The following is a 24,826-nucleotide window of genomic DNA, read 5'->3' on the forward strand; positions in this document are numbered from 1 at the left end:
TATGATTTCAAAATACGGGGAGGAGATTTTGCAGGTCGCTCTCCCCGTTTTTCTTTTGTATATGCTGTGGTCCTCCTCTCTTTTAATTTATACTGATTGTTTTTCCTGTTATCCGGTATCTGAAATCTTCTATCAGATGTTTTAGGATAAGAAGTGCATCTTCTATACTTTCATCCGGATTGAACTTTACATAATAGGTGCGCCCTTTATATTTTTCTGCATTATAATTAATAGTCACATTATATTTACGTTCCAAAGCGGTAGTCAACTCTTCAAAACTTGCATTTTTGAATATCAAGTAACCATCTTTCCAGGCAGATATCTGCTCAGCGTCCACTACGTTGATCGCCACCCGGTGCGTAAGATGGGAATACACTAATTGTTCATTTGGTTTTAATACAGAAGCCGGATTCTTAACCGATTTCGTATCGACCTGTATACTACCCTCTTCCAATGTCGCAATAGTCTCTGCCGCACTTGGATAAGCATTTACACTAAAGATAGTACCCAAAGCCTGAACATCCAGATGTTGTGTACTTACGATAAATGGCTGGTCCGGATTTTTTGCCACATTAAAACAGGCCTCTCCACTCAGGAAAACCGTACGTGTAGCAGCGGTAAATTCGGAAGGATAAATAAGAACAGACCCTGCGTTTACCCAAACGGTAGAGCCATCAGACAATTTAATTTCTTGTTGATCACCATAGGGTACATAAAATTCCGTCAATTTAGGAGATACAATCTTCACCTCTTGCTCTGAGAAATGTTGAGTTACGAGTACTGTCAATAACCAGACAGCAGCTACTGCGGCATATTTCGTCCAGCGTCCTATCCATGTTCTCCGCGATGTTATTTTACGTGTTTCAGTAATCTGATCCTGTATTTCCGACAGTTTATTCCATGTCTGTTCTGATATTTCAGACGGGCTCTCCTCCCATATTTCCCGCAGAGCATCTTCCTTTTCTTCACGATCCTCCTCCAGACGAAACCAGTAACGGAAACGTAACTGGGTATCCTTGGAAAACCGTTTTCCTACAAATAGCCTGATTATATCCTGTATTTCTTTTTTGTGCATGATTATCGCTTTTTATAAAGAAGAAAGCGAACGCAGGTTTTACACACAGTCTAAATTGATCTTTTTTGAAAAAAACAGAATTAATGAAAAAAGAGTAACAGGGCCACCTTCAACATTTTCCTCAAATCTGCCAGGGCTGTAGTCAAATGGTTCTCCACAGTCCGCTTATTTATATTGAGCCGGCTTGCTATTTCTTCATTGCTTAGACCTTCAATCCGGCTCATACGAAAAATCAACTTCCGTTGAGGTGGCATTTGTTCCACCTTAATATTGACCAATGCCTGCAATTCACTCGCGAATAACTGTTCTTCCAGGTCATCGGACACCGAAGGTGACAGAAATTGCGTTGTCCCATACTTCTTTTGCACCAATGAATGGTCATAATAATTATACAATATATTACGCGCCATCTGATAAAGATAAGACTGGAACGACCGTATACCAGAAAGTTTACTTCTGTTATTCCAAAGATTGAAAAAAAGATCCTGTGCCAGGTCTTGCGCGATCTCATCATCGTGTACAAAACCGGCAAAAAAATAAACAAGTTTAGGCTGATATCGCAAAAACAATAACTCAAAAGCTTTTGAGTCACCGTTACTTAACGCCTTTACATACTCATCTTCCTTAGATGTATTAATCATAACAGGTAACTTCTCATCTATCGATAAAACTGTTCATTAATCGTACTAAAACTACTTATGTGGTATTTTATTAGAGGCAAATATAAAAAATAATTGTATCTGGAGGGTCGAACGGCATAAAATAAAAAAGGCTATCCATCACGGACAGCCAATCTTCATTGTTAACCTTAAATCTAATACCATGAAAAACACGATGCAAATATAGAAGTTTTATGTTATGCAGCATAATATTTCACTTGGAAATCTCATTTATTTAACCAGGTTTAACAAATACATGCTATAAAACATCTTTCTAGAACAGTTTTACCTCTTCTAACGCTACTTCATTCTTGCATCGGCTCCCCACATCAGCTTCTCACGAAGTGTCTGATAGAAGGTATGATTATATCTTTTTATCACTTTCGTGGTATAATCGGCTTTCGTTATCGTCAACTGGATACCTGCCGGAAAGACTTCCGAACGACCATCCAAAGAAACCAGAAAGGATTTGTTACGACTTTCAACCCCTAATGTGATCGTATAGTTATCCGGTATGATCAGCGGACGCACATTCAGGGAGTGGGGCGCAACAGGACTCAGTACCAGATTTTTGCTTTGAGGAATGATGATCGGACCGTTCACACTCATAGAGTAAGCAGTCGAACCTGTCGGCGTTGCGATCAACAGACCGTCAGCCTGATAAGATGCCAGGTATTCATCATTCAGGGAAGTATGGATCGTGATCATCGAAGAGGTATCGCGCTTTAGGATCGCAATCTCATTCAAGGCATAATTGTAACCGCGAAATACCCGCCCTTCCGTATAAAGCCGCAACAGCGTGCGTTCTTCTATCTTATAATAGTTCTTGAACAATTCGTCCAGCGTATCCTCTATATCATTACCTCCCACATCGGCAAGAAATCCCAGCCGTCCGGTATTAATACCCAGTATAGGGATATCCTGACGGTTCACACGTGCCGCCGTCCGCAGAAACGTACCGTCGCCACCGACGCTCAGAGCTACATCGAGATCAAAATGATCGTCCGTCAGCAATCCTGCAATGGGAGGTTCATAATTCAAGCCATCAGCTAGAAAATTATAAAAACGGACATCCACATAGATCTCCGCCTCCTGCGATATCAGCTTTTCAAACAGCCGTTTTATCTGACTTTGTTTCTCGACCTGATACTCGCTGCCAAATATGCCTACTTTCATACTTAAATCCGATTAAATATTCATATAATGCAACAACTCGTTCATCCGCTGCTGCAACAGATCATCCACCATCCCTTTTTCCATGAAATAATAGAGGACGGTATAATTGAAACGCTCGAAACTACGGATCACCGGCGAAGCATCCTCCAGGTCGATCTTAATAATAAGATGTAACCTTCCGGTATCTTTATCCGTGTACGAAAGCAGATTCAATACATGCGCATTATTCGATTCGATCAAACGGGCAATATCCGTCAGTGAATAATCCTGCGGCATCACCTCCAGAACAAACACACTGCCCGAAGTTTCGGCATTACATAATTCCGAAAGAATATCGATCAGTTTCTCTCTTGTAATCGCCCCCTGATACTCCCCTTCCGGACTGACCACCGGTAACAGGCTCAACTGGTAGCGAGCGATCAGCGCAAGCGCCTCATGGATATGCGTATTCTCCGTCACACTGGGAGCAAACAGAACCGGCTCGCCAATCGTTGCCGCAGGATCAGGCATAGCCATCAGATCCTTTTCCGAGATCAGGCAACGGTATATCCCCTCGCTCAACAAAGGCAGATGTTTTAACTTAAAATCATCCATCAATGCCAACGCGTATTCCCCTGTGTCAAAACTTTTTAACACGGGAAGTTCCTTCGTTATGAAATCTTTCACCAACATTATTCTGTTAATTCCCTTAATTCTGCTAAATTTGCCGATACTTTTGTGCAAATGTAATGAAAGAAAAAAGATATAACGATATACGATGACAAATTTAAGTGTAAACATTAACAAGGTTGCAACCATCCGTAACGCACGCGGAGGTAACATGCCTGACATTTTAAAAGTAGCTCAAGATTGCGAAAATTTCGGTGCACAAGGAATTACAGTCCATCCACGTCCGGACGAACGACATATCAAATACAGTGACGTGTACGCGTTGAAACCTCTTATCAGGACAGAATTTAACATTGAGGGCTATCCCTGTAACAATTTTATAGACCTGGTATTAAAAGTAAAACCGACACAAGTGACACTGGTTCCGGATGCACCCGATGCCGTCACCTCCAATGCCGGTTGGGATGTAAAGGCTAACTTCGACCTGTTGAGTGAGCTGGTCGATACGTTCACTGCACAGGGAATCCGCACCTCTATCTTCGTTGGAACCGACCTGGCCAACATCGAACTGGCGGCAAAAACAGGTACCGACCGCATCGAACTGTACACAGAGCCTTATGCGACCAATTACCCGGTAAACAAGGAAGAAGCCATCGCTCCTTTCGTTGCTGCCGCACAACTGGCAAAGAATCTGGGAATGGGAGTCAATGCAGGCCACGACCTGAGCCTGGAAAACCTGGCGTGGTTCAGTCAGAACATACCCTGGCTGGAAGAGGTTTCCATCGGTCATGCCCTGATCTGCGACGCGTTGTATCACGGATTGCAGGAGACCATTTCATTATATAAAGCATGCTTGCAACAATAAGAACGAACTAATATTAACGAATAAGTATACAAATCTATGAGTATTTTACTTTCCCTACAGGCAGTAGGGGCACAGACAGCAGAGCAGATGCCGGATCTGACGGCAGTAACAGTCCCCACTGAAGCAGAGATCAATGTAATAGACCTTGCATTCAAAGGAGGGTGGATCATGGTTGTACTATTGCTGTTATCACTAATGGCAGGCTACATCTTCATCCAGCGTTTATTAGTTATCCGCCGTGCGGGTAAAGAAGATCAGAATTTCATGAACCGTATCAAAGACTATATCCACGAAGGGAAAGTGGACTCGGCACTGAACCTGTGCCGTAGCACCAACACCCCTTCCGCCCGTATGATCGAAAAGGGTATCACCCGTCTGGGACGCCCGATGAACGATGTACTCGTTGCCATCGAAAACGTGGGTAACCTGGAAATTGCGAAACTCGAAAAAGGCTTCCCGCTGATCGCTACAACAGCAGCCGGAGCTCCTATGTTGGGTTTCCTCGGAACGGTAACCGGTATGGTACGCGCCTTCTTCGATATGGCGAATGCCGGAACGAACGTTGACGTATCCTTATTGTCCGGAGGTATTTACGAAGCACTTGTAACCACCGTCGGCGGTCTGGTAGTCGGTATCATCACCCTGTTTGCTTACAACTACCTGGTTTCACAGGTCGACAACGTGGTGAACAAGATGGAAGCCCGCACCATGGAATTTATGGATTTATTGAACGAACCGGCTAATTAACAAAACGAATGGCACTAAAACGAAGAACAAAAGTAAACGAAGCCTTCAGCATGGCCTCCATGACCGACGTCATATTCCTGCTGTTGATCTTCTTTATGGTCACCTCTACGGTAGTCATTCCGAATGCCATCAAGGTAACATTGCCGCAGGCGAAGAAGCAGACGGCAGCCAAACCGCTCACGCGGGTTACCATCGATGCCAACCTGAATTACTACGTAGCATTCGGTAACCAGCGGGAAACGCAGGTCACGTTCGACGAGATCACCCCGTTCCTGCAAGACAGTTACGCAAAAGAGCCCGAAATGTTCGTCGCCCTTTATGCAGACGAGACAGTTCCTTATAAAGAAATCGTAAAGATCCTGAACATAGCGAACGAAAACAAATTCAAGATGGTGCTTGCCACCCGTGCGCAGAAATAACAGATATGAAATTCAACAAAGATGACATATACAGTATAACCGGTTCGGTCGCATTTCACCTGGCGATCTTCCTGATCCTGTTGTTCACGGTACTACGTACGGAAATTCCGGAAGAAGACGGGGGTGTCCTTGTCAACTTCGGGAATGTAAACTCCGCCGCCGGTACCTTCGAACCTAAATACACCGGACAGGAACTGCCCCAGGAGACGACCACTCCTCCACCGCCACCCACTCCGCCGGTAGAAACACCGAAAGAGGAAGTGATCACGCAGGACATCGAAGAGAGTGTTGCCATAGCAGATGCTAAAAAGAAAGAAGAGCAACGCAAGAAGGAAGAAGAGCGTAAACGGAAAGAGGAAGAGGATCGTCGCAAACGGGAAGAGGCCGAAAAGAAACGCCTGGAAGAAGAACGTCGCAAGAAAGAACAGGCCATCAGCAACCGTGTTGCCGGAGCATTTGGTATCGGCGGAGCTGAAGGAAACAGCCAGGGCGATGCAGAAAGCGGTACAGGTAACCAGGGAAGTCCGTTCGGTAACTCCGACCACGGAGCCAACGAAGGCGTAGGCGGATACGGTTCATTCAACCTGAACGGTCGTTCTATCGGAGCCGGAGGCTTGCCCCGCCCCGCTTACACGATCCAGGAAGAAGGAAAGATCGTGATCAACATTACAGTAGACCCGAAAGGGAATGTAATATTTACAGAAATAGGTAGAGGTACCAACATCGACAACGCTTCCATGCGTAAAAGTGCGTTGGATGCCGCCAAACGTGCTAAGTTCAATAGCATCAACGGGGCAAACAACCAGAGCGGTACGATAACCTACGTATATAAACTTAAATAAGTGGACAGATGACAGTGGACAGTTGACAGTTTTTGTCGCTAAATTAACTGTCAACTGTCATCTCTCAACTGTCAACTAAAAAAGGAGGTAATATGAAGAAAGCAATTGTATTTTTAGCCAACGGCTTCGAAGAAATGGAAGCCCTGGGCACAGTCGATATCCTGCGCCGCGGAGGTATCGAAGTGACAACTGTTTCCATCACAGACAATCCTGTTGTAACAGGAGCACATAATGTTCCGGTTACCGCTGATACAACGCTGGGAAAAGCAGACCTGGCCGGAGCCGATGCACTTGTACTGCCCGGCGGTATGCCCGGAGCAGCCAACCTGAATGATTCGGAGCCGGTAAAAGAAGTCCTGTTGCAGCAATACCGTGAAGGAAAGATCGTTGCCGCCATCTGTGCAGCTCCGATGGTACTGGGCGGATTGGGATTGCTGAAAGGCCGTAACGCTACCTGCTATCCGGGTTTCGAACCGAAGCTGATCGGAGCTAATACAACCGGTGAAGCTGTTGAAGTTTCCGACAATGTGATTACCGGCAAAGGTCCTGGACTGGTCATTAACTTCGGTCTTGCCCTGGTAGCTGCTATCAAAAGCCAGGCTGTAGCCGAAGAAGTTGCCGCCGGATTGTTGGTTTAATCATCTGAAATAATATTTAAGAGCCGTGATATTACCTGATAATATCGCGGCTTTTTTGTATGTTTGCAGCCGTTTTAGCAAAAGGTAAAAAGGAAAAAGATGAACAACAATTTGAAAGGATTCGTATACGGCATTGCCACTTCGGCTACATTCGGTTTGATACCATTATTTACTTTGCCGCTGATGGCAAAGGGGATGCAGTTCGATTCGATCCTGTTCTACCGTTTCCTTTTTGCATCGATAGCCCTTGTCGGTATCATGGCGGTGAAAAAGGAATCCATGCGTATCGACAAAAAAGATATTCCCGTACTGATATTGCTCGGCTTCTTTTACACGGCATCCGCCATGTTCCTTTTCTGGGGATATAATTTCATGTCGGCAGGGATAGCCACGACATTGCATTTCACCTATCCTATATTCGTCACCCTCCTTATGCTTGTGTTTTTCCGCGAAAAGACATCGTGGGTCACGTTGCTGGCTATCTGCCTGGCTATCTGCGGAGTTGCCCGCCTGTCTATCAACGAGGGAGAAATGAAACTGAGTGCATTGGGTATCTTTATCGTACTGCTTTCGGCTGTCGGGTATGCTCTTTATATCACGACCGTCAATAAATCGAGAGTGCACAATATGACGGGTAGGAAACTGACGTTCTACGTATTCATTGTTAGCACCTTCCTGTTTGCCATCAAAGCAAGTACGAATGAGGGTATACACCCCATTCCCGATGCTATGTCGGTTGTCAACCTGATCCTGCTGGCTATCGTACCAACAGTGATATCCAACATTACGCTCGTACTGGCTGTGCACAATATCGGTGGCACACTCACTGCCGTATTGGGAGCCATGGAACCGGTCACAGCTGTGTTCGTCGGTGTATTGGTATTCGGCGAACTGTTCACATTCAATCTGGCTATCGGTATCCTGCTTATCATCATAGCAGTGACAATGATTATCCTATCCAAAACAATACAAAAAAACCTACGCAATTTACGCAGGGTTCTTTTGCATTATCCCAAACACTGATTATTATTTTTGCTTGTTCATGGCTTTCAATGAATCTTTACCGGCTCTGAACTTAACACTCGTTCAGGAAGTTATCTGGCAGCTTTCTCCCGTGCGGGGATTTCGTCCCAGCCGCTGACTTTGCGCCCACGGACGAAAAGAATCAAAGCCCTGCAGGGTTATCCCTTCCCCGTCGCTTAACCCTTCCGCCATAGCATCCAATACAACATCCACCATCCAACAACAACACTCCGTACATCAGGTATGGGCAGCTACATGTTTTATTAGATCTGTTTTGTTCATTATTTTCTAAAGTTTAAGATGCTACCGCCCCCTTTGTCTGACTAATATGCAATGTATCGCGAGCTGTCACATCGGCGAAGTTACGAATCAGGAGAGATCGGCTGTACTTTCCCTGCCGGCCTTTCGTTTACGAACGACCAACGTTGTCATGTTATCGAAAACATTCTGAGTCATACTTATTCATTTAATGATTCAAATGAACAAATATACGACACAGGAAGTTGCAGCTATAATCCTGTCGTTAAGGCGATTAGTAGTACAGACAATAAGAGGGTGAAGAAAAAGACATTGCGGGCGGTATGGGCTAGGGTCCGGTTGAGTTTGCGGCCTTCAAAGCGGTAAAGTTCGCGCCAGGTGGTATAAAAGAGGGTGAAAAAGGCTCCGAAAAGAAACAGTATCCACCAGGGGGCATCGAATATCAGGGGCATGGCAAGCAAAAGCGCAACGACACCGTTCAACAGGTAGAAGATACGACCGAAGCTACGACCGAAAAGCACGATCGTAGTCCGTTTATGTGCGGCTTTATCCTGTACATAGTCGCGGTAATTATTCACGACCAGGATATTCGTAGAAAGCAATCCGACCGATAAAGACAATAAAAAGGACAAGGGCGAGAATGAGAGCGCCTGCACATAATAGGTGAAGCATACCGGGATAATGCCGTAGAACAACACCACGCAGACATCCCCCAGCCCATTATAAGCCAGTGGAAAAGGTCCGGCAGAATAAGCCAATACGCAAAGGGCGATAGCGATCCCAACGGGTATCAGTTCCCAGCCGGCATAGAACAGAAGCATGCAGCCGCATAGGCACGACAAGGCCAATGTGAGGAAGGTGGCCTGCAACATGGCTTTGGGGGTGATCCATCCCTGGGCTACTGCCCGCTCCGGCCCCAGACGGTCTTCCTTGTCGGCCCCTTTCTTAAAATCAAAGTAATCATTGGCAAAATTACTGGCTATCTGTGCCAGCAAAGCGACTCCAAAACACAAAATAGCGGGTATCAACCGGAATACACCTTCACACCAGGCTAAAACACAAGCTAATAACACCGGACTCAATGATGCCGGCAACGTCTTGGGGCGGGCGGCTTCCAACCATGATTTCAAAAGGATCTTCTCTTCTTTCATTTTTTCGCGTTCACAATTAACGGACAAAAGTATAAACAAAAAGCACAATCATTTGTTTTTTTAATAAGAATTCGTATATCTTTGCGGCATGAAAAATATTCTATTCATACTGACTCTGCTTTTCGGCATTTTGCTTTTTTCTCCACAAGAGGAGATAGAGAGCAACGATATCGTCATGTCGAATAAAGAGGCTGTTATGAAGGAAAAAAGTTCTGCGGATATGCAATACTTCCTGACCGTGTTGAGTACGGATCTGAAAGGAAGCAACGGACTCACTGCACGCAGAACGGTTCAATCGACTAATAATACATTCAATTTGCGTATTCAGAAAATGGCAGAAAGAGTACTTCAGGATATGCGCCTGAAGGAAATAAATGCGTTACGCAAAGTTTCACAAAATGTATCAGAATGTCAAACCATAAATCTTTCCACTCTTCTTTGCCGCATGGCACAGCACGTGTTTGTCCTGCGGAAGCTTATTATTTGATTTTTAAGGGATAACTATGTCTTTTTCACTTTTCTCTTGATAGAAAAGTAATCAAAAGATCAAGGCTACACCTGGCTTGCTACTCCGCATCCTTCATTCGCTGTCACCTGCGAACCCGCTTCGCTCAGACAGCGCATATTCCGGACGCTTGCTATGGCAGCTTCGCTTAACGCGCACCAGCTAAGGCCTTTTTCTACTATTTACACATTTTGTTTATTCACATTAAAAATCAAAGTATTATGTCTACTAAAAAATCAAATAAAACTCGTATTTATCTTTCTATTATTATAACTATTGTTGGTTGTGTATTGGCTTGTAGCTCTATTATACCTAACGATTATCTGAAATTGCTCGTTGTAATGGGTGCTCTGGGTTATGGATTATATGGTATAATGAAAGGTCTGAGCGGCTCGGGTTCTACGGAAGAAGCTGCTATTGACGAAAAAGAATAATACCGAATTTGAACAAAAGTCATAACTAAAAAGTTTATAAAATGAAGATAAATAAAGACTTGGTAGATGCAGTCATGATGTTGTCATTTATCATTTTAGTACTGATCGGTACTACAGATTTTGAGAATATGATTGTTAAAGAAGTAACAATGGGAGTTCTCGGACTGATTACAGTTATTATGGTTGTGCTTCGCGCAATACAAATGCGCCAGGCAGCTAAAGAACCAAAAGAAGAATACGAATATTAAATCACTAATACGAATATTCCTAACAACCCTAACTGAAATGTCTGATACGCTTCCTGCTGTTACTCTGGAGTGATTCCTGGGGTTATCCGAGGTACGTTTTTCTGCCTAAAAAAATAACTTGCTGTTTACTTGGTTACGACAATTTTCAGATTGTCGGGCAACAGGAAGCCAGACATTGTAATAAAAAGATTAGTAAATTTGCAGCCATGATAACAAGTGTAACATTATTAGTTCTTTCACTGTTCGCCCTTTATATCGGGGCCGGTTGGTTAGTAAAGGGTAGCGCGGAGATCGCCCTGAAAGCTAATGTGTCAAACCTGGTGATAGGACTTACTATCGTAGCATTCGGGACCAGCGCTCCGGAACTGGTTGTCAGTATTAATGCATCTTTAACCGGACAGGGTGATATTGCCATCGGTAATATCGTGGGTTCCAACATTTTCAATATCGCCGTCATTCTCGGTATCTCTGCCATTATCCATCCTCTGCAAGCCAAGCGCCAACTGACCAGGATAGACATTCCTCTTTTAGTCCTGTCGACTGTTTTACTTACCGTCCTTTTCTGGAACGGTACTCTAAACCGCCTGGAAGGATGTCTGTTCCTTGCCGGTATCATTGCTTATACGACTTTCAGCCTCTATTACTCGCGCAAGCATGAGAAAAAGGTGGAGGAAAACAAGGGGGAACTGGAAAAACAGCCCGAGCCGTGGTATAAGGATGTTTTATATATCGCCGGCGGATTGGCCATACTGGTATTTGCATCCCATTTATTGGTCGACAATGCCGTATCGATAGCACAGGAACTGGGGGTAAGCGAGGCTGTGATCGGCCTTACACTGGTTGCCGCAGGGACAAGCCTGCCGGAACTGGCTACCTCTGTCGTTGCTGCCCTAAAGAAAAACCAGGATATTGCGATCGGTAATATCGTGGGGTCGAATTTGTTCAATATCCTGGCAATAGCGGGAACAAGTTCTCTAATCAATCCGATTGTAGCCAAAAACGTAAACTATATCGACCTATTGGTCATGCTGGGATTAACCTTGCTCCTATTGCCGATAGTAAAAACCGGACAAAAGATATCGCGGGCCGAAGGATGGGTCTTACTTGTTATCTACCTGTGTTACCTGGCATGGTTACTACGCGATTTGATATAAGATAATACAAGGCAGGACTTTCCGGGAAGTCCTGCTTTTTTTATATCTTTGCGGCTTTCCAAACAATAAACCATATTAAACGATCGGAATGAAAAAGTTCTTTACTCTGGCCATTATCCTACTGGCCACTACTCTATGCGGAAAAGCGCAAAATATCCAGTTACATTATGATTTTGGCGGAACTCTTTATGACAAAGACCTCGACGGCCGACCGGCTCTGACTTCTACCGTCGAAATGTTCAGGGCCGATAAGTGGGGAAGCACTTATTTCTTTATCGATATGGATTACAAAAAAGAGGGGGTCGCTTCGGCCTATTGGGAGATTGCCCGCGAACTGAAGTTCTGGCAACCACCCTTCTCCGTACATATAGAATATAACGGGGGACTGATGAAGGGGGCTTCTTATAACAACGCTTATCTTGGAGGCTTCACCTATACATATAATAATAAGGACTTCTCCAAAGGGTTTACTTTTACTCCTATGTACAAATATATCCAGAAACATCGTAGCCCGAACAATTTCCAATTGACGGGTACCTGGTATATCCATTTTGCTAAAAACGGGTTGTGCACATTCAGCGGGTTTGCCGACTGGTGGCGGGAGAAAAACGACCACGGGAACTTTATTTTCCTTTCCGAACCGCAGATATGGGTGAACTTAAACAAGCTGAAAGGTGTTGATGATAAGTTCAAGCTGAGTGTTGGAAGTGAAGTGGAACTGAGTCATAACTTCGGCGGTCGCAACGGTTTTTATACCATTCCGACATTGGCGATAAAGTGGACATTCGATTAATCCAAAATATATGATACAAAAACTATTGGGGTTTGACAAACAGACCATGACAATCCGAACGGAAGTGATCGCTGGAATAACGACTTTCCTGACAATGAGTTATATCCTGGCCGTCAACCCTTCTATCCTGGGCACTACCGGAATGGACAAAGGGGCTGTCTTCACAGCAACGGCACTGGCTTCCGCTATTGCGACTTTCCTATTGGCTTTTATGGCCAAACTTCCGTTTGCACAGGCGCCGAGTATGGCGTTAAACGCTTTTTTCGCTTTTACCCTGGTGCAAGGAATGGGGTATTCCTGGCAAACAGCAATGACGGCGATGTTTGTCGAAGGGGTGATATTTATCCTGATCACTTTCCTAAACATCCGGGAGATTATTCTCAACAGCATCCCGATGAACCTGCGATATGCCATCTCTGCCGGGATCGGAATGTTTATCGCTTTTATAGGGTTGAAAAATGCAGGGATCATAGCCTCAAATCCGGCAACATTCGTTATGTTCGGGGAGTTCACGCCATCTTCCGTCCTCGCAATGGCAGGGATCCTGCTGAGCGGGATCCTGGTTGTAAAGAAGGTGAAGGGTGCTTTATTTTACAGTATCCTGATTTGTACGTTGGCCGGGATACCGCTGGGAGTGACGGAAATACCGGAAGGTTTTCTTCCAGTCTCCATACCTCATTCGATAGAGCCGACTTTCTGCAAATTTGATTTCACCGAGTTTTTTACTTTGGATATGGCGATCGTTATTTTCACCTTATTGTTTATGAATATATTCGATACGGTAGGGACACTGGTCGGCCTGGCTTCCAAAACCGGGATCATGGGGAAAGACGGACATATTCCACATGTGAAAGAGGCGATGATGTCTGACGCAATAGGTACAACGATCGGGGCGATGATGGGTAGTTCGACCATTACCACTTATGTGGAAAGTGCTTCGGGTATTGCTGAAGGAGGGCGTTCCGGCTTTACCTCCCTGATAACAGGATTGCTGTTTATCCTGGCTTTGTTCTTTGCTCCGTTGTTCCTGCTTATTCCCAGTGCGGCAACAAGCGGGGCGTTAGTGCTTGTCGGGGTATTTATGATGGACTCGGTATCAAAGATCGATATGGATGATATATCCGAAGCACTCCCGGCTTTCATTACCATTATCATGATGGTACTCACCTACTCCATCGCAGACGGAATGGTATTGGGATTACTTTGCTATGTACTGGTCAAGTTATTCTGCGGAAAACACAGGGATATAAGTATTACCATGTATATACTGGCTGCTCTGTTCCTTTTGAAATTTATATTTGCCTGAACAACTATTTCAGGTATAAAAAAGCGGGATAATCGTAACGACTATCCCGCTTTATACATTATATAATACTATCTGTATTCCAGTATTACCAAATCACTACGCGATCGGCAGGCATCATATACATCGGATCGCCTTCTTTGATATCGAAAGCGGTATAGAATGTGTCGATATTGCGGAGGGCGGCATTGACACGCCATTTACCTAATGAATGCGGGTCGATCTTTGTCAGACGTAGGATTTCTTCCGGACGAATGTTCTGGCCCCAAAGGGTTGCATATCCGAGGTAGAAACGTTGTTCGTTAGTGAAACCGTCTATCGGAGCCGGTGTTTTTCCGTTCAACGAATTGAGGTAAGCCAAGTGGGATACCAGCAAGCCACCCTGATCGGCAATGTTTTCACCTAATGTATAACGTCCGTTAGCATGTACACTGTCTACCACGATGATATCGTCGTACTGCTGAACCAAGCGGTCGGCACGTTCAGTGAAAAGAGCGGCGTCTTCCGGAGTCCACCAGTCGCTCAGGTTACCGTCTTTATCGTAGTTACGTCCCTGGTCGTCGAAGCCATGAGTCATTTCATGACCGATCACGACACCGATAGCCCCATAGTTTACCGCATCGTCTGCATCCGGGTTGAAGAAAGGAGGTTGCAAAATGGCAGCAGGGAAACAGATCTCATTTGTCGTAGGGTTATAATAGGCATTCACAGTCTGCGGAGTCATTCCCCAACGAGACCGATCGACCGGTTTTCCGGCCTGCGCCAGGTCGTAGTCCATTTCGAAGATATTCGAGCGGCATACGTTTGCCCAGTAAGAGTCGTCTTTGATTTCCAGTGCACTGTAATCGCGCCATTTATCAGGATAACCGATCTTTACGATAAAGGCAGAGAGTTTTTCCTGTGCCTTTGCCTTCGTTGCATCGCTCATCCATTCAAGGCCGGCGATACGTTCGGATAATGCTTTCTGTAAATTACCTACCAGTGTCAGCATCTTTTCTTTCGAAGAAGCCGGGAAATATTTAGCCACATACATCTGGCCGACAGCTTCTCCCAAAGCACCGTTCACAGTAGACAGGGAACGTTTCCAACGAGGCTGTTGTTCCTGTTTTCCGGACATTGTCTTTCCGTAGAAATCAAAATGTGTTGCCACAAAATCGTCACTCAGGTAAGGAGCGGCAGCATCGAGCAGGTTAAATGCCAGGTAATATTTCTGTTCGTCGATAGAAACATTTTTCATAAACTCTCCCAATGCGTCATAGAACGGAAGTTGTTTGGCATCCAGGTATTCGATTTCCACCAGGCCCATGCTTTCAAAATAGACATCCCAGTCGATCGGGTTGTTTTTGGCTTTGAACTCACTCAGCTTGATCTTGTTGTAATTCTTCTGGCTGTCACGCAGGTCTTCACGGCTGAAAGATATTTCGGCGATACCCGTTTCAACCTTCATTACTGCATTTACAGCCGCATCAGCCTGTTCGGGGGATGCTCCTGTCAGCGTAAACAGTTGATTGATATATTGCTTGTAAGCATCACGCATTTTCATCGTCGCTTCATCGTCCAGCAGATAATAATCGCGGTCGCCCATGCCGATACCGGCCTGGTACAATTGTACGATATTCATCGAACTGTTCTTTTCGTCGGCATCAACAAAGAGAGCAAAGAACGGAGCCATTCCTTCTTTATGTAAGACGGCGACCATTTTAGCTACATCCGCTTTTGTTCCCAGTCGTTGGATAGCATCCAGTTGGTCTTTTATAGGAGTCATTCCTTCCTTATTCAGCTTCACACTATCCAATCCCATTTCATACAGGGAACCGATCTTTTGAGCCACGCTTCCTGCTTCCTGGGGAGTGCTTCCCAGTTCATCGATAAGCGAACGAAGTTGTTCCTGATTGTTATCACGCAGTTGGTCGAATGTGCCAAAACGTGAATACTCCGGTTTCAGAGGATTTTTTTCTATCCAGCCACCACATGCATACTGATAAAAATCAGTTCCGGGCGCTACTGTTGTGTCCAGATTAGCCAGATTGATGGCGTCTACTTTTGCAGTTTCCTTCACAGGTGATTTACTGCACCCCGACATTGCAACCATACCGGCAGCAACCAACGGAATTACCATTAACTTTCTCATTTTTGTTCAACGTTTTCTTGAATTATGCCGCAAAGGTATACAAAATCAGCTAAATAGAACCATTTTTACCCTAATATGACCGATTATTATACCTAAGCCCAGTAGCAATTTATGTACTTTTACGGTCAGAAAACAGTTATAAACTTAATTTTTATCATGAATTACTCAATGAAGACCGTAACAATTCTGATGGCCCTGTTGATTTGCGTGCTAACAGGTTGTAAGAACCAATCCGGAAATGGAGGAACCTTCGAGATAGGCGACAAGACATTTCTGCTAAACGGCAAGCCTTTCGTTATAAAAGCTGCCGAAATCCATTACACACGTATCCCCGTGGAATATTGGGAACACCGTATCCAAATGTGTAAAGCCCTTGGCATGAATACCATCTGCATCTATGCATTCTGGAATATTCATGAACAGAAACCGGGAGAATTCGATTTCACCGGACAAAACGACATCGCCGCATTCTGCCGGCTGGCACAGAAATACGATATGTATATCATGCTACGTCCCGGCCCATACGTTTGCTCCGAGTGGGAAATGGGCGGACTCCCCTGGTGGTTGTTGAAAAAAGAAGATATCCAACTCCGTACGAACGATCCTTATTTCATGGAACGTACCCGTATCTATATGAATGAGATCGGAAAACAAGTGGCAGACCTGCAAATTACCCGTGGTGGTAATATTATTATGGTACAGGTGGAGAATGAATATGGTTCGTATGGCACGGACAAAGAATATATAGCCAAGAACCGGGACATCCTGCGGGAAGCCGGATTTACAGACGTTCCGCTGTTCCAGTGCGACTGGAGCTCCAACTTCCTCAACAACGCGCTCGACGACCTGGTATGGACTATCAACTTCGGAACCGGAGCCAATATAGACGAACAGTTCAAAAAGCTGAAAGAGGTTCGTCCGAACACCCCGCTGATGTGTAGCGAATTCTGGAGCGGATGGTTCGACCATTGGGGACGCAAGCATGAGACACGGGATGCGGAGACTATGATCGCCGGCCTGAAAGACATGCTCGACCGTAACATTTCTTTCTCTCTTTATATGACTCACGGAGGTACTACCTTCGGACACTGGGGTGGCGCAAACAGCCCGGCTTATTCGGCGATGTGCAGCTCATACGATTATGACGCTCCTATCAGCGAAGCCGGATGGACGACTCCGAAATATTACAAACTGCGTGAGTTCATGGCCGGTTATATGGCACCGGGCGAAGTGATGCCGGAAGTGCCGGAAGCATTCCCTGTCATTGAAATCCCGGAATTCGAATTAAATGAAACAGCCTTGTTGTTCGACAATCTGCCGGAACCGAAGACCAGCCACGATATCAAACCGATGGAACAGTTCGACCAGGGATGGGGAAGTATCTTGTACCGAACCACTCTTCCGGCAGTAAAAGCAGGTACAACACTGCTGATCGACGAAGTACACGACTGGGCACAGGTTTTCATCGACGGTAAACTGATAGGCCGTCTGGATCGCCGCCGCGGAGAAAATACGATCAAATTACCCGCTGCAGCAGCCGGTTCACAACTGGATATCCTGATCGAAGCGATGGGACGCGTCAACTTCGACAAAGCCATCCACGACCGGAAAGGGATCACCGAAAAGGTGGCTCTTATCACCGAATCGTCTACCGACGAACTGAAAGACTGGCAGGTATACAATCTCCCGGTTGACTATTCTTTCGCAAAAGACAAAAAATTCGTAACCGGTAAAAAAGCGGAAGGTCCGGCCTATTACCGTGCAACCTTCAACCTCGAAACTCCGGGTGATGTATTCCTGGATATGCAAACCTGGGGAAAAGGTATGGTTTGGGTAAACGGCAGAGCCATGGGACGTTTCTGGGAAATCGGTCCCCAGCAAACACTGTTCATGCCCGGTTGCTGGTTGAAGAAAGGTGAAAACGAAATCATCGTTCTCGACCTGAAAGGCCCGGAAAAGGCAACGATCAAAGGACTCAACCAACCGATCCTGGATATGTTGCGTGCCGAAGCACCTCTCACCAACCGCAAAGAAGGCCAGAATCTGGATCTGAAAAATGAGAAACCTGTCGGACAGGGTTCGTTAAAGGCCGGCAACGGTTGGCAGGAAGTCAGGTTCGATGCACCTGTCGAAGCCCGTCATTTCTGCTTGGAAGCATTGAATGCACAAGATGGGGGAAATATTGCCGCCATCGCTGAATTTTATCTGCTCGACGAAAACGGCAATCCACTCGGACGCCAGCACTGGCAGATCGGTTATGCCGACAGCGAAGAAACATCCGGTGGAAACTTCACAGCCGATAAAATCTATGATTTGCAGGAGTCCACCTATTGGAGCACAGCCAGGGGAGCCAAATATCCGCACCAGGTAGTGATCGACCTGCGTGAAACCGTAACAGTTTCGGGTTTCCGCTACCTGCCCCGTGCCGAAGAAGGATACCCGGGAATGATCAAAGATTACAAGGCGTATACGAGGATGACACCGTTTAAGTATTAAAACAGGGTATCGAAAATAACGAATTGTTATTTATTATTGCTCATTAAATTAAATCAGCCAGATTGTTTTTAATCTATAACAATCTGGCTGATTTTGTTTCTGCCCTTACCCTGTATTAATATTTCAGTTATTGACAGAAATGAGACAATATGACCGGCTTCGTAGGGGCAGGTTCCAAACCTGCCCGTTGTGACAAGGATTACACCCTGTTGATATTGGGCGGGTTTAGAACCCGCCCCTACGAGGTCTGTTATTTCGATTCACATTTTTCTATATTATCCTTGCTTTTCCTTCAACAACTGTTCCAGCAAGGCTGATTTTTCTTTTTCGAGGGCTACCATGCGCTCGTAAAGTTCGGTCGTTTGCTTGTTTAATTCTATGACTTTTTCGAGAGGATGTACAATGGTTTCTAATTTTTCATTATTTCCAATTATATTTCCATTATTTGAACTACCACTTTCAAATGTATTCTCAACCACCACCGACAGCGGGTTCTCCTCCAGTTCCTGAATAATTTTAGGAGATACATTAAATATATTAGCTATTTTCAGCAACGTATCCTCTTCGATCACCCGGCGACTTTCCAGACGGGAAACGGCCGATTGGTCTATTCCCAACTTTTCAGCAAAAGCACTCTGCTTGATACCTAATATCTGGCGTAATTTCCGGACATTCGCACCCTCGTTTACATTTTTGCTTCTTTTCAGTTCTGCATCTTTTTCCATACCTTATTTATTTTATTGAAGACAAATATAAGGACAAACAATTAAGTATCTGTCCAGGACAGAAAGAAAACTACATAAAATATGCAACGCGCCGCATATTTTATGCGCGAATGTTTTTTTCAGAGAACAGAAAATCACCGACCTTTGTAAAACCAAAGCCTAAGCATGATTTTAGAACCCAAAAACACATCTCCTACTAATTTTTGAAAGGGGAAATAGAGATCGATGATAGGTACATCAGATTTCATATGCTTTAAGTAGGGCATATTAATTTGTTGAAAACTGCCCGGTTCGCGAGGATAGAGCAGTTTATTTTTTGAAATTCAGGGCCAGGAATTAGGTAGGGTACTTTTAAAAGACTACATTTATAGCGTTGTATACATGCAATCACCCCATTTTATAAAAAAAATAAGATTGTATCAAAACAATTTGACTTTTGGACTGAAAAAATGAAAGTGCAGCAAGACAATCTCATTTTTTGAATGAAAAAACAAGATTGCACCGAAACAATTTCATTTTTAGAACGAAAAAATAAGATTGTATCAAAACACTGGTATTTTTTGAATGAAAAACAAGATTGCACCAAAACAAGGAACATTGTTTATTAATTAAATCTAAAGAAATGAAGGAAATTGTAGAAGTAACCAGTTTAGCAAGAGCCCGCAACGCCGAGCATTTCCAGTTCCACGCCAACGTCCTCACCTTCGCCACCCCCGCCCTGGCCACCGAGTTGAAGATCGAAAGCCTACAGAAAACCTATGCAGACCTTTTCAAACGCGAAGACGACCTCTATCTACAGGCCCGCGCTTACGAAGAAACACAGGCCATGAACGAAAAAGACCGCGAACGCGACGATCTTTTCATCTACATCAAACAAATGGTCGCCGCCATGCTCTACAGCCCGGTGCCGGAAAAAAAGACCGCAGCGCAAAAGATCGAGTTCGAGATGAGACCTTACAAAGATGCAGCCTCGAAACCGGCAGCCGAAAACACGGCGCAAGTGACCAACTGCCTCCAGGTACTGGAAAGTGAAGCCAACCAGGCGTATATCACCGCCCTGGGCCTCACCGACGTGCTTCCCCTATTGAAACAGGCGAACAATGAGTTCAATGAATTGTATGTGAACCGTTCCGACGTCAAACTCGGACGTGTCAGCAACGACAGCCTGAAAGCCGTCCGCTCGCAGGTGGACGATGCCTACCGCGCAACCGTGAAGGCTATCAATGCCCTCTGGCTGGTGAACGAGACGATTACTCACGATGCCGACCAGGCAACGAAGCTGGCCGGCCTGATCGACAATGTCAACGCATTGATCGTGCAGTTCTCCGAAACCCTCTCACGCCGCAAAGCCGGAAAAAAAACCGATATCCCCGTCGATCCGACTCCCAAACCCGATCCCACACCGGAACCCGATCCCGACGATCGCCCGGTGATCGAATAAAATAATAAAAGGCCGACTCATCACTGTTTCATTACAGAAATTTTTGAGCCGGCCTTTTTTTTGTCGGTTTCAAGGAATATTTGTATAAAAAACAATAATTCGTAGTGGTTTGGCTCAAAATAGGCCCTTTTTGACGAATTAGTGGTGCTGCGAAACAAAAATATAACGTATTTTTGACACATAATAAAAAATCACAATAGTATATCATGAAAAAACAGTTATTATTATGGGTCGCAGCGACCGTTCTATGCAGCTCTTGCGCACAGAAAAAAGAAACAAGTCAGCCCGAGCCGTTCAAAGCCGGCGAATTTAAAGAATGGGCACAAACCCCTCCTATGGGATGGAACAGTTGGGATTGTTATGGCCCGACAGTGGAAGAACACGAAGTGAAAGCGAATGCCGACTATATGGCCGACAAGCTGAAGGAATATGGCTGGGAATACATAGTAGTGGATATCCGCTGGTTCGTGGAAAACGACAAGGCAGGCGGTTACAATCAGACCGATCCCCGTTATGTATTGGATGAATACGGACGTTACCAGCCGGCCGTAAACCGTTTCCCGTCCGCTAAAGATGGAAAAGGATTCAAGGAACTGGCGGATTACGTACATGGCAAAGGTTTGAAATTCGGTATACATATTATGCGCGGCATTCCGAAAGTAGCCGTCGAAAAGAAACTGCCGGTAAAAGGTGCCGACGGGATCACTGCCGATCAGATCTATTCGCCGGAACTGCAATGCGAATGGCTAAGAGATAACTATACGGTCGTTGCCGATAAGCCGGGTGCACAGGAATATTATAATTCCATCTTCGAGCTTTATGCTTCCTGGGGAGTGGACTTTATCAAGATAGACGATTTGTCGCGCCCCTACCACCTCGGCGAGATCGAGTTAATACGAAACGCCATCGACCATTGCGGACGGCCGATCGTATTGAGCACTTCCCCCGGCGAAACTCCGGTTGCCAACGCAGACCACGTACGCAGTCATGCGAATATGTGGCGTATGGTAGACGATGTTTGGGATACCTGGCCTCATATCACCCACCTGTTCGACGTAGCCCAGAGATGGTATCCATATATTGCCCCGGGTACCTGGCCTGATTGCGATATGATCCCGCTCGGACGTATCTCTATCCGCGGAGAACGGGGTGAAGACCGTATGACCCGCCTGACCCACGACGAACAATATACATTAATGAATCTGTTCTGTATCTTCCGTTCCCCGTTGATGTTCGGTGGCGACCTGCCCAGCAACGACGAGTTTACCCTTTCTTTGTTGACAAATAAAGAAGTGCTCAGAATGCACCGCGAAGGGACGAACGTACGCCAGCTTTTCCAGCAGGACGGGAAAGCGGCTATCACTTCCGGAAACGAAAAAACGGGCGAAGTGTACCTGGCATTGTTCAACCTCAATGATGAAGGCGTATCCGTTATCGACATTCCGCTTAAAGACCTGGGGATCGAAAAGTGCCGCGTAACGGAAATGTGGAGCGACAAAGAGGTCGATCAAAAAGGAGACAAGATCAGTTGCAGCCTTCAGCCGCATGCATCCGTATTATACAAACTAACTCCCGCTAATTAACCAGTAAAGACATAGTGACATGATGAAAAAGATCAAAAGAATCATCACCTCTTTCTTAATCCTTTCAGCATGCTTCTCCGGCCCTTCCTTCGCTAAGGCCGGAGATTTAGCGAGCAAGCCCGATTCGGCCTATCTGTTCTCGTATGCCACCGACAAGGACAATAACCATAACGGGCTACATTTCGCCTGGAGTACGGACAAAAAGAACTGGCACCGTATCGGCCCCGAACACAGCTTCCTGCGTTGCGACTACGGACGTTGGGGAACGGAAAAAAGAATGCTTTCCCCCTACCTCATCCGGACATCCGACGGATTATGGCACTGTTTCTGGACTCTCAACGAATCCACCCAAACGTTTGGTCATGCGGCTTCCGCCGATCTCGTTACCTGGGGAAGACAATCGTATTCGACAACTACCGGCGACCTCAGCACTTATAATCCGTCGACACCGGCCGCTTATCCGCAGGATGGACGTTGCACGGTTGTCCTCTACGACAAACCGGAAACCGGCGTGATCCACAAAGTCCCCTGGGAGGTAGTCGACAAACTGATTGCCGCTAAAGACATGGTCGCTTACAAAGACAGGATTTACAGCGAAACCACCCAGGAAGATCCGGTGCGCTTCGCCTCCCTGAAACCGTTCAATACGACAGTCATAGTAAACGGCAACCAAAAGAAACCAATCAGCGACCTGTTGGTCGGGGCCTTTTTTGAAGATATCAATTATGCCGCCGATGGAGGCCTTTATGCCGAGTTGATACAAAACCGTGATTTCGAATACTCGCCTGCCGACAAGGAAGGAAACGATCCGGCCTGGAACAGTAAAAAGTCATGGACCCTGAAAGGGGCAAACGCCTCCTTCACCATCGACTCCACGCAACCGATCCATCCTAACAACCTGCATTATGCCGTATTAAAAACGGATCAGCCCGGCGCAGCCCTGGTTAACGAAGGTTTTGACGGCATCACGCTCAAAGCCGGCGACAAATATAAATTCTCCCTCTTCGCCCGTACACTGGACGGAAAGAACGGAAAGCTACAAGTTCGTCTGACCGGTAAGGACGGCCGTATCCATGCGGAAGGTTTCACCGGAGGATTATCACGTGAATGGAAAAAACTGCCGGTCACACTTACAGCCCTGGAAAATGTATCCGATGCACAGTTGGAGGTCGTAACCCGGACGCCCGGTACTATTGCCCTGGACATGATCTCCCTCTTCCCTGAAAAAACATTCATGAACCGTCCGAACGGCCTTCGTGCCGATCTGGCACAGGCCATTGCCGATATCCACCCGCGTTTCATACGTTTCCCCGGAGGATGTGTGGCGCATGGCGACGGACTGGATAATATGTACCGCTGGAAAAACACGATCGGCCCGTTGGAGGCACGCAAACCGCAACGTAATCTTTGGGGTTATCACCAGACAGCGGGGTTAGGTTATTTCGAATACTTCCGCTTCTGCGAAGACATCGGGGCCGAACCTGTTCCTGTCGTAGCTGCCGGCGTTCCCTGCCAGAATTCGGCTTGCACTCACCGAGGAGGCGGACAACAAGGAGGTATTCCTATGTGTGAAATGGACGGCTACGTACAGGAAATACTCGACCTGATCGAATATGCCAACGGCGATGTAAAAACCGAGTGGGGTAAAAAACGGGCCGAAGCCGGACATCCGAAGCCTTTCAACCTTAAATATATCGGTATCGGAAACGAAGACCTGATCACCGACATCTTTGAGGAACGGTTCACCATGTTGTTTAATGCCGTGAAAGAAAAACACCCGGAAATAACCGTTATCGGAACAGTCGGCCCTTATTCGGAAGGTACCGATTACGAAGAGGGATGGGAGCTTGCCAACAAACTGAATATACCGATGGTAGACGAGCATTATTACCAGAAACCGGGGTGGTTTATCCATAATCAGGATTACTACGACAAATACGACCGTTCGAAATCGAAAGTATATCTGGGTGAATATGCCGCCCACCTTCCCGGCCGCCCCAACAATCTGGAAACGGCCCTTTCGGAAGCATTGTATATGACCGCACTCGAACGCAACGGGGATGTGGTGCACATGACATCCTATGCTCCCCTGCTTGCCAAAGAAGGCCATACGCAGTGGAATCCTGATTTAATCTATTTCAATAATGAAGAGGTGAAACCGACCGTCGGATATTATGTGCAGCAACTTTACGGACAGCATGCCGGAGACGAATACCTGAACAGCCGGGTAATCCTGCCGGAAGAAAATGACGCCGTGCAGAAACGCATAGCCTCCTCCGTGGTACGCGATAGCCGAAGCAACGACCTGATCGTTAAGCTGGTCAACCTACTGCCTGTCCCGACACAAACCAGTGTATTATTAAAGGATATCCCGGTAGTTGAAGAAACAGCCACCCTGACGACACTGAGCGGCAAACCCGACGACAAACAGGCAAAGCCCGTCACTACGACGATCCGTGTCAGCAACGATTTCGACATCGACCTGCCGGCTTACTCATTCACTGTGATCCGTATCAAACAGAACAATATTAATCTTAAAAGCAAATAATCC

Annotated in this window: 24 protein-coding genes; 16 read left to right on the forward strand and 8 right to left on the reverse strand. The window is 45.9% G+C overall.

Annotated features, from left to right (window positions below):
* Positions 1–82 precede the first annotated feature (82 nt).
* The 4 genes from BQ7394_RS07350 to BQ7394_RS07365 form a co-directional block, all read right to left on the reverse strand.
* Positions 83–1,075, reverse strand: coding sequence for a FecR family protein (locus BQ7394_RS07350; protein ID WP_075556761.1), 993 nt, complete (start codon positions 1,073–1,075; stop codon positions 83–85).
* 80 nt (positions 1,076–1,155) lie between these two features.
* Positions 1,156–1,716 carry an RNA polymerase sigma-70 factor gene (locus BQ7394_RS07355; protein ID WP_075556762.1) on the reverse strand — a complete coding sequence of 187 codons (561 nt, stop codon included), beginning with the start codon at positions 1,714–1,716 and terminating at the stop codon, positions 1,156–1,158.
* A gap of 318 nt (positions 1,717–2,034) precedes the next feature.
* Positions 2,035–2,910 carry an NAD kinase gene (locus BQ7394_RS07360; protein WP_075556763.1) on the reverse strand — a complete coding sequence of 292 codons (876 nt, stop codon included), beginning with the start codon at positions 2,908–2,910 and terminating at the stop codon, positions 2,035–2,037.
* A 12-nt stretch (positions 2,911–2,922) separates the two neighbouring features.
* The gene (locus BQ7394_RS07365; RefSeq protein ID WP_075556764.1) at positions 2,923–3,582 is read right to left on the reverse strand and encodes a CBS domain-containing protein; all 660 of its coding nucleotides are present in this window, start codon (positions 3,580–3,582) and stop codon (positions 2,923–2,925) included.
* Between the two features lie 85 nt (positions 3,583–3,667).
* Between BQ7394_RS07365 and BQ7394_RS07370 the strand changes: the two genes are divergently transcribed.
* From BQ7394_RS07370 to BQ7394_RS07395, 6 genes are all read left to right on the forward strand, one after another.
* Positions 3,668–4,384 (forward strand): pyridoxine 5'-phosphate synthase, encoded by a 717-nt coding sequence (locus BQ7394_RS07370; RefSeq protein ID WP_075556765.1) that lies wholly within the window; start codon positions 3,668–3,670, stop codon positions 4,382–4,384.
* A gap of 36 nt (positions 4,385–4,420) precedes the next feature.
* The gene (locus BQ7394_RS07375) at positions 4,421–5,131 is read left to right on the forward strand and encodes a MotA/TolQ/ExbB proton channel family protein (protein WP_007658773.1); all 711 of its coding nucleotides are present in this window, start codon (positions 4,421–4,423) and stop codon (positions 5,129–5,131) included.
* Between the two features lie 8 nt (positions 5,132–5,139).
* Positions 5,140–5,550, forward strand: coding sequence for an ExbD/TolR family protein (locus BQ7394_RS07380; protein ID WP_007658774.1), 411 nt, complete (start codon positions 5,140–5,142; stop codon positions 5,548–5,550).
* Between the two features lie 5 nt (positions 5,551–5,555).
* A complete protein-coding gene (locus tag BQ7394_RS07385; RefSeq protein WP_075556766.1) occupies positions 5,556–6,392 on the forward strand; it encodes an energy transducer TonB family protein in 837 nt (278 codons plus the stop codon).
* A gap of 92 nt (positions 6,393–6,484) precedes the next feature.
* Positions 6,485–7,030, forward strand: a complete 546-nt coding sequence (locus tag BQ7394_RS07390; protein ID WP_075556767.1) for a DJ-1 family glyoxalase III — start codon at positions 6,485–6,487, stop codon at positions 7,028–7,030.
* A 99-nt stretch (positions 7,031–7,129) separates the two neighbouring features.
* Complete coding sequence (locus tag BQ7394_RS07395) at positions 7,130–8,053, forward strand: DMT family transporter (RefSeq protein WP_075556768.1); 924 nt, start codon at positions 7,130–7,132, stop codon at positions 8,051–8,053.
* A 63-nt stretch (positions 8,054–8,116) separates the two neighbouring features.
* Here the strand turns inward: BQ7394_RS07395 and BQ7394_RS07400 are convergent, their stop codons facing one another.
* Positions 8,117–8,269, reverse strand: a complete 153-nt coding sequence (locus BQ7394_RS07400; protein WP_235848686.1) for an HU family DNA-binding protein — start codon at positions 8,267–8,269, stop codon at positions 8,117–8,119.
* A 293-nt stretch (positions 8,270–8,562) separates the two neighbouring features.
* The gene (menA, locus tag BQ7394_RS07405; RefSeq protein WP_075556769.1) at positions 8,563–9,462 is read right to left on the reverse strand and encodes a 1,4-dihydroxy-2-naphthoate octaprenyltransferase; all 900 of its coding nucleotides are present in this window, start codon (positions 9,460–9,462) and stop codon (positions 8,563–8,565) included.
* A gap of 88 nt (positions 9,463–9,550) precedes the next feature.
* On the opposite strand from menA, the gene BQ7394_RS07410 reads away from it, so the two are divergent.
* The 6 genes from BQ7394_RS07410 (at position 9,551) to BQ7394_RS07435 (ending at position 13,902) form a co-directional block, all read left to right on the forward strand.
* Positions 9,551–9,949 (forward strand): hypothetical protein, encoded by a 399-nt coding sequence (locus tag BQ7394_RS07410; RefSeq protein WP_075556770.1) that lies wholly within the window; start codon positions 9,551–9,553, stop codon positions 9,947–9,949.
* Positions 9,950–10,188: 239 nt separating this feature from the next.
* Positions 10,189–10,401: a hypothetical protein gene (locus BQ7394_RS07415; protein ID WP_075556771.1), complete on the forward strand. Its 213-nt coding sequence runs from the start codon at positions 10,189–10,191 to the stop codon at positions 10,399–10,401.
* A gap of 41 nt (positions 10,402–10,442) precedes the next feature.
* Entirely contained in the window at positions 10,443–10,649 is a 207-nt protein-coding gene (locus tag BQ7394_RS07420) for a hypothetical protein (RefSeq protein ID WP_075556772.1), read from the forward strand.
* A 206-nt stretch (positions 10,650–10,855) separates the two neighbouring features.
* Positions 10,856–11,803: a calcium/sodium antiporter gene (locus BQ7394_RS07425; protein WP_075556773.1), complete on the forward strand. Its 948-nt coding sequence runs from the start codon at positions 10,856–10,858 to the stop codon at positions 11,801–11,803.
* A gap of 88 nt (positions 11,804–11,891) precedes the next feature.
* The gene (locus BQ7394_RS07430) at positions 11,892–12,596 is read left to right on the forward strand and encodes a nucleoside-specific channel-forming Tsx family protein (protein ID WP_075556774.1); all 705 of its coding nucleotides are present in this window, start codon (positions 11,892–11,894) and stop codon (positions 12,594–12,596) included.
* Positions 12,597–12,606: 10 nt separating this feature from the next.
* Entirely contained in the window at positions 12,607–13,902 is a 1,296-nt protein-coding gene (locus BQ7394_RS07435; RefSeq protein ID WP_075556775.1) for an NCS2 family permease, read from the forward strand.
* A gap of 85 nt (positions 13,903–13,987) precedes the next feature.
* Here the strand turns inward: BQ7394_RS07435 and BQ7394_RS07440 are convergent, their stop codons facing one another.
* The gene (locus BQ7394_RS07440) at positions 13,988–16,030 is read right to left on the reverse strand and encodes a M13 family metallopeptidase (protein ID WP_075556776.1); all 2,043 of its coding nucleotides are present in this window, start codon (positions 16,028–16,030) and stop codon (positions 13,988–13,990) included.
* Between the two features lie 156 nt (positions 16,031–16,186).
* On the opposite strand from BQ7394_RS07440, the gene BQ7394_RS07445 reads away from it, so the two are divergent.
* Positions 16,187–18,526, forward strand: coding sequence for a beta-galactosidase (locus BQ7394_RS07445; RefSeq protein WP_082211706.1), 2,340 nt, complete (start codon positions 16,187–16,189; stop codon positions 18,524–18,526).
* Between the two features lie 275 nt (positions 18,527–18,801).
* Here BQ7394_RS07445 and BQ7394_RS07450 read toward each other — a convergent pair whose 3' ends face one another.
* Positions 18,802–19,251 carry a helix-turn-helix domain-containing protein gene (locus tag BQ7394_RS07450; RefSeq protein ID WP_075556778.1) on the reverse strand — a complete coding sequence of 150 codons (450 nt, stop codon included), beginning with the start codon at positions 19,249–19,251 and terminating at the stop codon, positions 18,802–18,804.
* Between the two features lie 622 nt (positions 19,252–19,873).
* Here BQ7394_RS07450 and BQ7394_RS07455 point away from each other — a divergent pair.
* The 3 genes from BQ7394_RS07455 to BQ7394_RS07465 all read left to right on the forward strand — a co-directional run bounded on the left by BQ7394_RS07455 (position 19,874) and on the right by BQ7394_RS07465 (position 24,823).
* Positions 19,874–20,692, forward strand: a complete 819-nt coding sequence (locus BQ7394_RS07455) for a DUF6261 family protein (RefSeq protein ID WP_075556779.1) — start codon at positions 19,874–19,876, stop codon at positions 20,690–20,692.
* 206 nt (positions 20,693–20,898) lie between these two features.
* A complete protein-coding gene (locus tag BQ7394_RS07460) occupies positions 20,899–22,275 on the forward strand; it encodes a glycoside hydrolase family 27 protein (RefSeq protein WP_075556780.1) in 1,377 nt (458 codons plus the stop codon).
* 31 nt (positions 22,276–22,306) lie between these two features.
* Positions 22,307–24,823 (forward strand): alpha-L-arabinofuranosidase C-terminal domain-containing protein, encoded by a 2,517-nt coding sequence (locus BQ7394_RS07465; protein WP_075556910.1) that lies wholly within the window; start codon positions 22,307–22,309, stop codon positions 24,821–24,823.
* The last annotated feature ends 3 nt before the right edge of the window (positions 24,824–24,826 follow it).

Origin of the sequence: Parabacteroides timonensis (genome assembly GCF_900128505.1) — a bacterium.
In the GTDB taxonomy this organism is placed as follows: Bacteria; Bacteroidota; Bacteroidia; order Bacteroidales; family Tannerellaceae; genus Parabacteroides; species Parabacteroides timonensis.

Bases quoted from the DNA above. Each gene is read 5' to 3' on its own strand.
- BQ7394_RS07350 (WP_075556761.1), bottom strand. From the start codon at position 1,075: ATGCACAAAAAAGAAATACAGGATATAATCAGGCTATTTGTAGGAAAA.
- BQ7394_RS07355 (WP_075556762.1), bottom strand. From the start codon at position 1,716: ATGATTAATACATCTAAGGAAGATGAGTATGTAAAGGCGTTAAGTAAC.
- BQ7394_RS07360 (WP_075556763.1), bottom strand. From the start codon at position 2,910: ATGAAAGTAGGCATATTTGGCAGCGAGTATCAGGTCGAGAAACAAAGT.
- BQ7394_RS07365 (WP_075556764.1), bottom strand. From the start codon at position 3,582: ATGTTGGTGAAAGATTTCATAACGAAGGAACTTCCCGTGTTAAAAAGT.
- BQ7394_RS07370 (WP_075556765.1), top strand. From the start codon at position 3,668: ATGACAAATTTAAGTGTAAACATTAACAAGGTTGCAACCATCCGTAAC.
- BQ7394_RS07375 (WP_007658773.1), top strand. From the start codon at position 4,421: ATGAGTATTTTACTTTCCCTACAGGCAGTAGGGGCACAGACAGCAGAG.
- BQ7394_RS07380 (WP_007658774.1), top strand. From the start codon at position 5,140: ATGGCACTAAAACGAAGAACAAAAGTAAACGAAGCCTTCAGCATGGCC.
- BQ7394_RS07385 (WP_075556766.1), top strand. From the start codon at position 5,556: ATGAAATTCAACAAAGATGACATATACAGTATAACCGGTTCGGTCGCA.
- BQ7394_RS07390 (WP_075556767.1), top strand. From the start codon at position 6,485: ATGAAGAAAGCAATTGTATTTTTAGCCAACGGCTTCGAAGAAATGGAA.
- BQ7394_RS07395 (WP_075556768.1), top strand. From the start codon at position 7,130: ATGAACAACAATTTGAAAGGATTCGTATACGGCATTGCCACTTCGGCT.
- BQ7394_RS07400 (WP_235848686.1), bottom strand. From the start codon at position 8,269: ATGGTGGATGTTGTATTGGATGCTATGGCGGAAGGGTTAAGCGACGGG.
- menA (WP_075556769.1), bottom strand. From the start codon at position 9,462: ATGAAAGAAGAGAAGATCCTTTTGAAATCATGGTTGGAAGCCGCCCGC.
- BQ7394_RS07410 (WP_075556770.1), top strand. From the start codon at position 9,551: ATGAAAAATATTCTATTCATACTGACTCTGCTTTTCGGCATTTTGCTT.
- BQ7394_RS07415 (WP_075556771.1), top strand. From the start codon at position 10,189: ATGTCTACTAAAAAATCAAATAAAACTCGTATTTATCTTTCTATTATT.
- BQ7394_RS07420 (WP_075556772.1), top strand. From the start codon at position 10,443: ATGAAGATAAATAAAGACTTGGTAGATGCAGTCATGATGTTGTCATTT.
- BQ7394_RS07425 (WP_075556773.1), top strand. From the start codon at position 10,856: ATGATAACAAGTGTAACATTATTAGTTCTTTCACTGTTCGCCCTTTAT.
- BQ7394_RS07430 (WP_075556774.1), top strand. From the start codon at position 11,892: ATGAAAAAGTTCTTTACTCTGGCCATTATCCTACTGGCCACTACTCTA.
- BQ7394_RS07435 (WP_075556775.1), top strand. From the start codon at position 12,607: ATGATACAAAAACTATTGGGGTTTGACAAACAGACCATGACAATCCGA.
- BQ7394_RS07440 (WP_075556776.1), bottom strand. From the start codon at position 16,030: ATGAGAAAGTTAATGGTAATTCCGTTGGTTGCTGCCGGTATGGTTGCA.
- BQ7394_RS07445 (WP_082211706.1), top strand. From the start codon at position 16,187: ATGAATTACTCAATGAAGACCGTAACAATTCTGATGGCCCTGTTGATT.
- BQ7394_RS07450 (WP_075556778.1), bottom strand. From the start codon at position 19,251: ATGGAAAAAGATGCAGAACTGAAAAGAAGCAAAAATGTAAACGAGGGT.
- BQ7394_RS07455 (WP_075556779.1), top strand. From the start codon at position 19,874: ATGAAGGAAATTGTAGAAGTAACCAGTTTAGCAAGAGCCCGCAACGCC.
- BQ7394_RS07460 (WP_075556780.1), top strand. From the start codon at position 20,899: ATGAAAAAACAGTTATTATTATGGGTCGCAGCGACCGTTCTATGCAGC.